General features: G+C 34.7%; 17 protein-coding genes. 5 read left to right on the top strand and 12 right to left on the bottom strand.

Annotation, left to right across the window (positions count from 1 at the left end; translation table 11 throughout):
* Nucleotides 1-3: 3 nt before the first annotated feature.
* Entirely contained in the window at nucleotides 4-144 is a 141-nt protein-coding gene (locus LQU93_RS08425; protein WP_229933444.1) for a hypothetical protein, read from the top strand.
* Entirely contained in the window at nucleotides 134-322 is a 189-nt protein-coding gene (locus tag LQU93_RS08420) for a hypothetical protein (protein WP_229933443.1), read from the top strand. Before LQU93_RS08425 ends, LQU93_RS08420 begins: the two co-directional genes overlap by 11 nt.
* A gap of 275 nt (nucleotides 323-597) precedes the next feature.
* On the opposite strand, the gene LQU93_RS08415 is transcribed toward LQU93_RS08420, so the two are convergent.
* The 6 genes from LQU93_RS08415 to LQU93_RS08390 form a co-directional block, all read right to left on the bottom strand.
* Nucleotides 598-933, bottom strand: a complete 336-nt coding sequence (locus tag LQU93_RS08415) for a M15 family metallopeptidase (protein ID WP_229933442.1) — start codon at nucleotides 931-933, stop codon at nucleotides 598-600.
* 581 nt (nucleotides 934-1,514) lie between these two features.
* Entirely contained in the window at nucleotides 1,515-1,817 is a 303-nt protein-coding gene (locus LQU93_RS08410; protein WP_229933441.1) for a hypothetical protein, read from the bottom strand.
* Nucleotides 1,810-2,094 carry a hypothetical protein gene (locus LQU93_RS08405; protein ID WP_229933440.1) on the bottom strand — a complete coding sequence of 95 codons (285 nt, stop codon included), beginning with the start codon at nucleotides 2,092-2,094 and terminating at the stop codon, nucleotides 1,810-1,812. The genes LQU93_RS08410 and LQU93_RS08405 overlap by 8 nt, the downstream gene beginning before the upstream one ends.
* Nucleotides 2,087-2,437 (bottom strand): hypothetical protein, encoded by a 351-nt coding sequence (locus LQU93_RS08400; protein WP_229933439.1) that lies wholly within the window; start codon nucleotides 2,435-2,437, stop codon nucleotides 2,087-2,089. The genes LQU93_RS08405 and LQU93_RS08400 overlap by 8 nt, the downstream gene beginning before the upstream one ends.
* Before the next feature lies 1 nt (nucleotide 2,438).
* A complete protein-coding gene (locus LQU93_RS08395) occupies nucleotides 2,439-2,981 on the bottom strand; it encodes a DUF1353 domain-containing protein (RefSeq protein WP_229933438.1) in 543 nt (180 codons plus the stop codon).
* Nucleotides 2,972-3,361 (bottom strand): hypothetical protein, encoded by a 390-nt coding sequence (locus LQU93_RS08390; RefSeq protein WP_229933437.1) that lies wholly within the window; start codon nucleotides 3,359-3,361, stop codon nucleotides 2,972-2,974. The genes LQU93_RS08395 and LQU93_RS08390 overlap by 10 nt, the downstream gene beginning before the upstream one ends.
* A 65-nt stretch (nucleotides 3,362-3,426) precedes the next feature.
* Here LQU93_RS08390 and LQU93_RS08385 point away from each other — a divergent pair, with 65 nt between their 5' ends.
* Nucleotides 3,427-3,687 (top strand): hypothetical protein, encoded by a 261-nt coding sequence (locus LQU93_RS08385; protein WP_229933436.1) that lies wholly within the window; start codon nucleotides 3,427-3,429, stop codon nucleotides 3,685-3,687.
* Complete coding sequence (locus LQU93_RS08380; RefSeq protein WP_229933435.1) at nucleotides 3,684-3,944, top strand: type II toxin-antitoxin system RelE family toxin; 261 nt, start codon at nucleotides 3,684-3,686, stop codon at nucleotides 3,942-3,944. The genes LQU93_RS08385 and LQU93_RS08380 overlap by 4 nt, the downstream gene beginning before the upstream one ends.
* An 11-nt stretch (nucleotides 3,945-3,955) precedes the next feature.
* Here LQU93_RS08380 and LQU93_RS08375 read toward each other — a convergent pair whose 3' ends face one another.
* From LQU93_RS08375 to LQU93_RS08355, 5 genes are all read right to left on the bottom strand, one after another.
* Nucleotides 3,956-4,393, bottom strand: a complete 438-nt coding sequence (locus tag LQU93_RS08375; RefSeq protein WP_229933434.1) for a hypothetical protein — start codon at nucleotides 4,391-4,393, stop codon at nucleotides 3,956-3,958.
* Nucleotides 4,394-4,403: 10 nt separating this feature from the next.
* The gene (locus LQU93_RS08370; protein ID WP_229933433.1) at nucleotides 4,404-5,891 is read right to left on the bottom strand and encodes a phage tail-collar fiber domain-containing protein; all 1,488 of its coding nucleotides are present in this window, start codon (nucleotides 5,889-5,891) and stop codon (nucleotides 4,404-4,406) included.
* A gap of 21 nt (nucleotides 5,892-5,912) precedes the next feature.
* The gene (locus LQU93_RS08365; RefSeq protein WP_229933432.1) at nucleotides 5,913-6,524 is read right to left on the bottom strand and encodes a phage tail protein; all 612 of its coding nucleotides are present in this window, start codon (nucleotides 6,522-6,524) and stop codon (nucleotides 5,913-5,915) included.
* 90 nt (nucleotides 6,525-6,614) lie between these two features.
* Nucleotides 6,615-7,652, bottom strand: coding sequence for a baseplate J/gp47 family protein (locus LQU93_RS08360; protein WP_229933431.1), 1,038 nt, complete (start codon nucleotides 7,650-7,652; stop codon nucleotides 6,615-6,617).
* Entirely contained in the window at nucleotides 7,649-7,930 is a 282-nt protein-coding gene (locus LQU93_RS08355) for a GPW/gp25 family protein (RefSeq protein WP_229933430.1), read from the bottom strand. The genes LQU93_RS08360 and LQU93_RS08355 overlap by 4 nt, the downstream gene beginning before the upstream one ends.
* A gap of 478 nt (nucleotides 7,931-8,408) precedes the next feature.
* Between LQU93_RS08355 and LQU93_RS08350 the strand changes: the two genes are divergently transcribed.
* Complete coding sequence (locus LQU93_RS08350; protein WP_229933429.1) at nucleotides 8,409-8,618, top strand: hypothetical protein; 210 nt, start codon at nucleotides 8,409-8,411, stop codon at nucleotides 8,616-8,618.
* 26 nt (nucleotides 8,619-8,644) lie between these two features.
* Here LQU93_RS08350 and LQU93_RS08345 read toward each other — a convergent pair whose 3' ends face one another.
* Nucleotides 8,645-9,256 (bottom strand): phage baseplate assembly protein V, encoded by a 612-nt coding sequence (locus LQU93_RS08345; RefSeq protein ID WP_229933428.1) that lies wholly within the window; start codon nucleotides 9,254-9,256, stop codon nucleotides 8,645-8,647.
* Nucleotides 9,257-9,287 lie beyond the last annotated feature (31 nt).

Below are 9,287 nucleotides of genomic sequence, written 5' to 3'. Positions count from 1 at the left end.
AATATGCTAAGTGATATTTTTGATTTTGCTTTGCAATACTCAGGTTTTGCGTGTGCGTTGTTTTTGATTTATGAAATGTATCAAAATAAAAAGCTTCAAAAACGCATTAAAGATCTTGAAAATAGGCTAAAAGATGAAAAGTGACAAAAAGCCAAATCGTAAAGAGTTGGCGGCGTTGTTTAATATACCATATCCAACTATTTCACAATGGACAAAGGCTAAGCCTGATGACTGGCGGCGTGAAATTTTGGATTTTTTAAGTGCTTTAAGTCTTGAAGAGATAAACGCCATAAAAGCAAGGAATATTAAAATAAAAATTTAAAGCTATGTTTTACTACTTGTTTTATTTATTTTTACCTACTTTTAGCGGCGTAACAAAGTCACGCCTAAAGTAGCAAATACTAAAGAATTGCCCGACTTTGCGGGCTAAATTTTATGTTTTAGCGTGGTAACAAATCACGCTAACGCCATTTATTATTTGTTTTTAATGCACTCGTTAGCTGCTGCCCTACATGAGAAAACAAATAATAAACATTTGCTGTTTTAGTCTGTTTTTTTATGCAAGGACTAAGAATTTAAAGCTTTTAGCATTCTTAATCATCGCCTTTCAAAGTGCGGTATATCTAAAAAGTTTTTAAAATTTCCGCCCCATCTGTTTTTTTCATTTAAACTCTCCCAAAAATCACCTATCTTTTGCAACTCTTGCTTTTGGGTTAGCCATTTGTCATTTTTAAATATAAACAAATCAATCGCACATCTTCGCAAGTGGTTTGAATTCATTGTCTTGCTTTTGCCTGTTTTTATATAAATTTCTTGTTGTGCTTGTGTTCGCTCTAGCTCTCCGCCCCTTACCTCATATCCGTTTTGATGTAGATAGTTTAAAAGCTTAGCCACATCACGCATGAATGCTTCTTGCTCTTTTCCTAAACTCATTTTATGCTCCTTTTTACCTACTTTTTACGTTCTTTAACGTTTAGCAAAGCTAAACCAATACTAAAGATTTATTAATGTAGGTGACAAGGGGGCTTGAATTGCGAAGTCGCCCCCTTATCCCTACACCCAAACCCCCAACACGCTTAATGTTGCTGTTCTTCGAACAGGTTAAATTTGTCCGACGTCGCGGACTATTTTAATGTTCTTTATCGGCGTAACAAGTCACGCCTAAACACCATTTATTATTTGTTTTCGAATGCACTCGTGCGGGATGTTGTCGTGCGTGAGAAAACAAATAATAAATATTTGCTGTTTTAGTCTGCTTTTTATGCAAGGACAAGTGCTAAACTAATACGTCGATATTTAAGGGGATTTATGTATAATTGTGCTAGAGGTTAGGCTAGAGGGTCGCAACCTCCAGCCTAAATCACGCCTCGCAAAGGAGGTGATTGCATTGAAGCTGTTTCGGAGCTTAATTGCGGTAATTATACTCTTATGTATAATTGTTGTCAAGGCTTATTAATAAGTCTAGCCTACTTTTAAAGTAGGCTTTAAGCTCTGCCTCTAGCCACTATCCCCCTTTAACTCATCCCTCCTATCTTATTATCTACAAATTTATCCACTTTTTCGCCAACCCATGTTGCTCCTTTCCATGCGAAAAACCCACATCCTGCAAGTGCTACCTTATCACTCGCCCATATAAACAAAATCACTTCATAACTTATCCATCCAAAAAACATTGACGATATAAGCCCTATTACTAAATCGGCAAATTTCCGCCCTGTTGTTTTATCGGCTCTTGAGCCTATATTAAGCAGTCCGCCGATAAATCCAACACTTAGCACCCATTTATAATTGCCTAAAAACTCATCAAGGCTATTCATCAATACACCTTTTTAATAGCTCTTCAGTCTGCTTGTAGTAGATTAATAGCTCTTTTGCACTATTTAAATCATCGGCGTTAAATTTTGGCTTGTTTGGCATTTGTGCGTTACACCTAATAGGCACATATACATCTTGATACTCGATTTTAACTAGCTGCTCTTTGTTAGCACAACCGCTTAGAAGTAAAATCATCGCAATAGCTAAAACAAAAAGCAAAATCCTTACTTCTTCACCACTCTTTCGCTCTTGTGTTTTGTTCGTTTGTGTCTTATTCATCGCTTAACTCCTTAAATAGCGTTTGATAATACTCTAGTTTTGCCTGGCATTTGTCATCTTTGTTTGGCGGTTTATGGCGGTTAAATTTAGCGTTTGCGTTTTGTTTTATTGTGTCAATCTCGCTTAAAAGCTTTTTGTTATCAAGTGCTACGGCTTTTATTTGCTCGTTTTGCTTTTCAAGTCTAGCGACACACTCATTAACCTTTAGCTTTTCAAATTCGGCGTTTAAATTTGCCTGTGTTAATTGCTGTTTTAGGGTTTTAATCTCGCTATTTTTAACAAAGACAATGCCAAAGGCAAAAGCCACTGCTAAAATCACGCTTAAAATTTTAAAATTTATCATTTTAATACTCCTTATACCTTAGTTTATGATACACCCTACAAGCGTAGTAAAATATGTTTGTTTTTAGGCGGTTACACCCAATAGCACTCATCATCTCTTTTAGGACAACATCAGCAAATTTGAACCGCTCTCTTGCTTTTGGTTTAAAGCCTAGCTTGTAAATCTTTTCTGCTTCATCACACAAATAATCATGCACAATCACAGCCGATAAGTATTCAGGACTATTTGGTGGGAATATGCACCAAAACAAGCGTGGTATATCTGCTCCGTTAGTTTTATAGCCTTTTGGTATTGTGATACTTTTTAGCTTATACGGCGTTAGATTTCGCTTCGTGCTGCGGTTACGTATATTATATACGCTCCCTTGCACTTGCTCATCTGCCTTGTCTAAGTCTAAAAATATATCACAATCTAAATCATCATCATGCAATGCTTTGGCGTTTTTGTTTTGTGTTTTGCAAATTGAAATTTCAATCTCGTAATCTTGCACCAGTTCAAATTTATCCTTATCATATGGCTTTAAAATAGGGCGTTTTATATGCACTTTTTAACTCCGTTTAAAGATGTTTTGATATGATTTGATATATTTTGCGAAATAAAAAAGTTAAATTTTGATATGGATAAAATAAAATTAAAAATTGAGATAATCAAAATCAAGCTCTTATTATTTAGTGCTGGTTTTAGTGGTTGTTGGCTGTTTGTTAGTTCAAAATATGATAATATAGATTTTTTCACTTGCTTTATTATGCTTGTTATGCTATTTTTTGCTTTTGGCGTCGCAACTTGCATGATTAAGCTAGGCAAAATTTTTAACTCTTTAAAGGATATATAAATGACTGCTTTAGATTTAGGCTTATTAGCAAGTATAGCAGGGGTAATACTAGCGTATATATGGCATAAGTTTGGATTTAAATATTCTGACATTTTTTAACTCCGTTTAAAGATGTTTTGTTAATATACGAGTATATATTTTTATATAAAGGTATATCATGAAAATATACTCATTAAAGCTTGATGACGCACTTTTTGCACAACTTAAAGAGGTTACAGATGTCACAAAAGATAGCTTTGCTGCTTTTATACGCTCAGCCATCGCCTTAAAGATAGAAAAAGAAAAAAGCTCATTAACTTTTCGGCTAAATAACCTCTCAAAGCTAGACGCCAAAGAGAGTAAAGAGATAATGGATGATTTAAACACTTTAAGTGATGATGATTTAAGCATATCTAGCACGTATGAGCTAAAAATATGAATGTAAAAATAAATTTCACCAAAAAGGCTGATAAGTTCTTTTTTAAGCACGAGGACATAAGAGATAAATTTATTCAAAATATCGCTAAATTTATCAGTGGTGAGAGAGTGGATATTAAGGCTCTTAGTGGCACTGATGAGCCGATATATCGCATGAGGATTGGCAAATTCCGCGTTATTTTTAGCATTAACGCTAACGGCGATATTATCGTTGTTGTCGCTCTTGATGCTGGTAGCAGGGGAGATATTTATAAATAGGCTCATTGTCTTTATTCTTTGTTTGTAATCTCTAACTTTGGCATATCTTTAAGTACCTGGCTAAGCTCTAGCGTGTTAATATCTACTTCACCATTTTTTATACGCTCAAGCAGTGCATATCCCCATTGCCACACGTTTGCACTCCACTTGCCAAATGCTTCACTCTCAAGCCTAAAAGCATTATCATATCCTGCGTAACTTCTAGCCGATTTTATATCGTCATAACCCTTTTTTTTAGCTTCGCTGTTTAGCACTTCATCGATGGCGTTTATAAACTGCTCTTTTAAGCTTGTTAGTTTGTCTTGCTCTTTTGGTTTGTTTAGCGTTTCAAGCTCTTTTTTATTTAGTGGAGTTAATTTGTGTTTTGCTATAAGCTCATTTAATATAGTTTGATTTATATTATCATCGTAAGCGTAAATTTCATTTTGTGTGTTTTTGTAATATTTCATTTTGCACCCTTTATCTTAGTTCAAACCATTTTAAGCTTGTAATAGCCTGTGTAGATTTAAGCGTATATGTCGTATTTTGTGGGATTATGACACTAAAAAAATGAGTGTGCCCATAGTTATAGCTTGTGCCGTTTTTGGCGTTAACATCTACATTATTTATACTTAGTATAAATTCTTGTGAATTTATACTGGTAGATAGGGCTATTAATACCTGTATCGGTCGTCCTGTTGTGTTTGTGTAGGTTATGCCTACTTGCCTTTGACTAGTCACATCTTGCCAAGTTTGATTTACTCCTAAAATTTGGTTTTTAACTTCATTTACAGCTTTTTCAGTTACTGCTACATCCTGGGCATTTCCTGATATACTATTTTTTAGCTTTATTATGCCTGCTTTTGCTTGTGTGGCATAGATGCTATCATCGATTTGGTTTGCTTTTGGCTCTTTTACATCTTTGGCTTTTATTAAAACTACTACTGAGCTATTTAGTGGTCTGTTTTCGTTTGCAGTTGGAACTACTCTTGAAGCATCAAAATCCGCATCAGCGTAATTAGTATTTTTACTCACGCCTTCGGCGTAAATTCTGCCTTGTTCTGATGGTGTATTTTTAAAAGCACCATGACCTTCATTAAAAAATCTTGTTTTTACTCCTCCCCATTCACTGCCTAATTTTCCCGTGATGTTTCTAATGGCGTCTTGTTGTAACTGCCCTAAGGCTAAGGCATTACCCCCAACGCTTCGCATAAAACGTCCATCATCAAATTTAGGTATATTAAAGCTCTCATCACTTCCGCCGTATGTGTAGCCTATGACTTCAAAAAGTTCAGCGTATTCGCTTTTATTTAAACTTCGTCCATCACACACCAAAAAGCCTGACGGCGTCTTTGCCTGGCTACTCCAGTTTAAATACGCACCTATTGGCAATCCATCGCTTAGCTCTGATTTTAGTGCGTATTCGTTTGCGTCTTTGCCGTCTAGCTTATGGCTATCATCAGCTTTGGCGTGAAGTGGTAAGAATTTGGCATCAAGCTCATTATTTAGCTTTTTAAACTCATCTTTTACAAAATTTCGCGTTGCTAAAACTATGTTATTATCAACTTTTAGTATAATATTTACACTATTATCAACTTGTAAGTAAAATTTAATTGTGATATCTTTAGCACTGCCATCGGCTAAAAGCGGCTTGTAGCTTTCTGGTATGTTGCCAACTGCAAAAAGTTCATCATCGCTAGTATAAATGCCTATTTTTCGGATATAAAAACCACCAACATCTGCACTTATTACGCCCTCACAAATTAGCACATTTTTATCTGTGTCGCTTTGTGTGATGCTGTTAATGCTAAATTTGTGCTTTTGGTTTGGCAGGGTCTGCATGTCCTGGCTTATCTCGCCCATATCATCGCTTACGCCCATTTTACTAAGGATTATTTGTTCGCTGTTTGCGGTGGCTTTGATTAGTTTATTAAGTCCTATTGTTGTTAAGATGCTAAAGTATTGCATGTGTTGCTCCTTTGTTTAAATTCATAAGGCTAACCCCCCCCTTAAGTCTAGATTGATGCTTATAACCTCATCTTGTTTTATTGTGCTATATGCATTAAAGCCACCTTTTGTGCTTAGCTCACGCAATACAAATGGATAAATTTCAATGCTTTCGCCCTGTGTTATATACGCTCCTATATGTGTGTTTACTTGTGATGAGATTTGAATAACTGCACCATCATATACGCTTCTAACATTTTTAAAATTTAGTGCTATCGCATCGGCTCTTTTTAGTGTGTCTTTGTTAAGCTGTGTTTGGCTAGTTTTAAAAAGTAGCTTAAAATGATAAGGCTGTCCGCCGTATTTGCTAGAGTGGATTACTTCGCTATCATCAAAAAGTGCTTTTAAGGCTTGATTTAAGCTGTAAAATGTCCCCTCTAAAAAGTGATTTTTTAAAGGCTCGTTTAAAAGTGGTATGATCTCATCTTGGTTTAAATTTTGTTCTAAATCAAAATGATATGCTAAAAAAGCACGGTTAAAATCGTTTTGTTTATAAAAGTATTTTTCATTAAATTTTAGCCACTCATCATATCTAGCCGTTAATACATCATCCACTCTAAAAAGTTCATCACTGTAAGCTTTTAGATTAAGCATTTTTTACCTACTTTTAACGGCATGACAAAGTCACGCCTAAACGCCATTTATTATTTGTTTTCGAATGCACTCGTGCGGGATGTTTAAGGTTCATATTGTTGCCTTTGTGATTTTAAGTGAGTTTAAAATTAAAATTTCATCTTTTGCGATAGGTGGTATTGAAGTTTGCACTAGCACGGCTTTAACGCTCTCATTAAAAGCCACGTCTATTATTTTGCTTTGATGTAAGCTCTCGCCGATTTGTAAAGTATTAAAAAACTCTTTTATCTTAGCGTCTGCATTTGATAAAATTTCATTAAAAAGATATTCAAATTTTGGCGAAACTTCAATCACTAAATCAAGCTTGATTTTTGTCGCTTGTTTTATATGCACTTCATCGGTTAGAGGTATTTTGTCGCTTAGTGCGTCTTTGATTTTTTGCGTTGCGATTTGGCTTTCATAATCGCTAAAAAATACCACTTGCACCACTCCAGCATCTAATTGATATACATTTGCTTTTTTAATGCCCTCTATGTTTAATATATGAAATAGATAGCTTTTTGCACTCCCTGCTGTGCTAAATTGATGCATGGCTAATAAAAATCTCTTTCTTAGCTCCTCGTCGCTCTCTTTGGCTTTAAAGCCTGTAAATGGCTTTGTTTGTGTGATGCTTGATACATAAATATTTGGAATTTCTAGCGTGTTTGTTTCGTAATTTTGCGTAAAAATTTCCGCCGCTTGGATTTTGGCTATTGCTTTGTCTTTGATATTTACGCTTTGCATTAAATAGGCATTATGCCCTTTGTTGTCTGTGAATTTTGTGCCTTTGCTTAAAAATGTAGGCGAATTAACGATAATTTCAACCTCGGCTATAGGCTTAACCTCATCATGTCTTTTTATGCCTATTAGTGCAACAAGTTCATCTAAGTAATCGCCTGTGCTAAAATTTATATAGTTTTGGCTTATGCGTATATTTATAAGCTCGATAAAGTTATTTAGGCGGTATAAAAATATATCCGTAAGTGTTACATAATCATCACCTATTAGCGGGATATAGTCTAAATGTCCGCTTTTTTGCTTAAACTCGTTTAATATACTCTCTCGCTCTTTGTCAATGTCAAGTGGTTTTATAAATTTTGGATAGTTCATATGTTTATCTTTAAAAATGAGATTGCATTGTCTGCGTTATAGGCAATTGTTAAATTTACGCCTTGCTCGTCTTGTGTAAAAGTGATTTGCGTCGGTTTAATGCGTGGCTCGTGCATTTGTATCTGCTGTAAAATATCATTTTTAAGGGCTAAGAGATTGTATAAATCGCCCCTTTTATCGATGTGTGTATCAAGTCCAAAAAGGGGGCGTAAGGTTTTAGTATATTTGTTTGTTACAAAAATACGCCTTAAATTTTCTTTTATGCTTATTTGATACATTTTGCCCCTGCTTTTTTGGTATTTGTGCTATTTTAGTGTTTTGGTAACAAAAAATTTACAAGGGGCTTTAATGTTTAAACACTCATTTTTTAAGCTTTTTAATCTCATTTGATAAATTTCGCACTTGCACGGTTAAACTAAGTATTAAAGTCGCAAGGACTACTAACAAAATCTCACTCATAATCGCCTCCTTTTTGGTATAATTTCATTAGGCAAAAGATGTCTAAGGGGCTTTGCCCCCTTTTACTTACCGCTTTAATGCTTGAATGATTGCAGTTATCAAGCATATTATAGCAGTGATTAGTTCCAGCATTTCACTGATTGACATCTTTTGCCCCTTTCATTTAGATTTAGAACAAATGATTTATTTGTTTTATGAGTGAATTATAACATATTATATTTGTTTTGTCAATGGTTTTATAAATATTTTAGTTATTTATTTGTAAAATAACAAATATTTTATTTGTAAAGGTATTAAATGAATTATGATGAGTTTGAAAATAGGCTTAAACTAATTAATTTAAGCAAAAAAGATTTTTCGCAAATGGTAAAGATGAGCTATACTGGTGTAACTAATTGGCGGCAAACAAACGCCATCCCTGGTTGGGTTGATAGTTGGCTACAAAATTACGAAAAAAGCAAGGCAATAGATGAGTTTTTGGCTATCGCTCAAAAATTTCAAAATTAACATTGTGCCATATTCATTTATAAAATTTATCTAGGCATTGAAGTATAGCCATCTGTGTCGCTATGGCTATGTCCTGTTAAATCGCCTCTTATATCGTCTATATTGCCGCTTACTTTTAAATTGCCATTTATGTTTAAGTCGCCATTTATGCTAAATACTCCAGCATCGCCGCCGCTTCCTGTCGTGTTTATGGCTCCTTGTATTGTTGTGCTTCCTTGTATTAATACATTAGGGCTTTTGATAGTTGTGTTAGTGGCGTTTAAATTTGCACTTTTGCAAGTGATATTTATATCGTTTTGAATGTTTATGTTTAGCGTTTTTGCGTTAATGATTTCAAGTGTTGATGTGCTTGTATCATAACTTAAAATTGTCCCATCCTCGTATTTTATAATCTCTTTTGTGTTACTTGCTTCGTTTGGCTCTTTATAGTCGTGATTAAAGATGCTAGGTATTGCAACTTTTGCTCCGCCAAAATCACATAAAATCACAGCTTCGCCAACTCTTGGTGGTATAAAGTGCGTTTTAAAGCTGTTTGCGATGGCTAAGTATGGTATAAAAGGCGTTATTGTGCCTAAATAATCAACTCTTACCACGCTTAAATTGTTTTTTACTTCGCAAATTTTGCCTAAATATAGCATTTTATGCCCTTTTTGATTTGATTTTATCGTG

This window comes from Campylobacter majalis (assembly GCF_905120465.1).
Lineage (GTDB): Bacteria > Campylobacterota > Campylobacteria > Campylobacterales > Campylobacteraceae > Campylobacter_A > Campylobacter_A majalis.
This window is presented reverse-complemented; position numbering and strand designations above follow the sequence as displayed.

Coding starts and splice junctions, on each gene's coding strand:
- LQU93_RS08425 (WP_229933444.1), top strand. CDS start 4: ATGCTAAGTGATATTTTTGATTTTGCTTTGCAATACTCAGGTTTTGCG.
- LQU93_RS08420 (WP_229933443.1), top strand. CDS start 134: ATGAAAAGTGACAAAAAGCCAAATCGTAAAGAGTTGGCGGCGTTGTTT.
- LQU93_RS08415 (WP_229933442.1), bottom strand. CDS start 933: ATGAGTTTAGGAAAAGAGCAAGAAGCATTCATGCGTGATGTGGCTAAG.
- LQU93_RS08410 (WP_229933441.1), bottom strand. CDS start 1,817: ATGAATAGCCTTGATGAGTTTTTAGGCAATTATAAATGGGTGCTAAGT.
- LQU93_RS08405 (WP_229933440.1), bottom strand. CDS start 2,094: ATGAATAAGACACAAACGAACAAAACACAAGAGCGAAAGAGTGGTGAA.
- LQU93_RS08400 (WP_229933439.1), bottom strand. CDS start 2,437: ATGATAAATTTTAAAATTTTAAGCGTGATTTTAGCAGTGGCTTTTGCC.
- LQU93_RS08390 (WP_229933437.1), bottom strand. CDS start 3,361: ATGTCAGAATATTTAAATCCAAACTTATGCCATATATACGCTAGTATT.
- LQU93_RS08385 (WP_229933436.1), top strand. CDS start 3,427: ATGAAAATATACTCATTAAAGCTTGATGACGCACTTTTTGCACAACTT.
- LQU93_RS08380 (WP_229933435.1), top strand. CDS start 3,684: ATGAATGTAAAAATAAATTTCACCAAAAAGGCTGATAAGTTCTTTTTT.
- LQU93_RS08375 (WP_229933434.1), bottom strand. CDS start 4,393: ATGAAATATTACAAAAACACACAAAATGAAATTTACGCTTACGATGAT.
- LQU93_RS08370 (WP_229933433.1), bottom strand. CDS start 5,891: ATGCAATACTTTAGCATCTTAACAACAATAGGACTTAATAAACTAATC.
- LQU93_RS08365 (WP_229933432.1), bottom strand. CDS start 6,524: ATGCTTAATCTAAAAGCTTACAGTGATGAACTTTTTAGAGTGGATGAT.
- LQU93_RS08360 (WP_229933431.1), bottom strand. CDS start 7,652: ATGAACTATCCAAAATTTATAAAACCACTTGACATTGACAAAGAGCGA.
- LQU93_RS08355 (WP_229933430.1), bottom strand. CDS start 7,930: ATGTATCAAATAAGCATAAAAGAAAATTTAAGGCGTATTTTTGTAACA.
- LQU93_RS08350 (WP_229933429.1), top strand. CDS start 8,409: ATGAATTATGATGAGTTTGAAAATAGGCTTAAACTAATTAATTTAAGC.
- LQU93_RS08345 (WP_229933428.1), bottom strand. CDS start 9,256: ATGCTATATTTAGGCAAAATTTGCGAAGTAAAAAACAATTTAAGCGTG.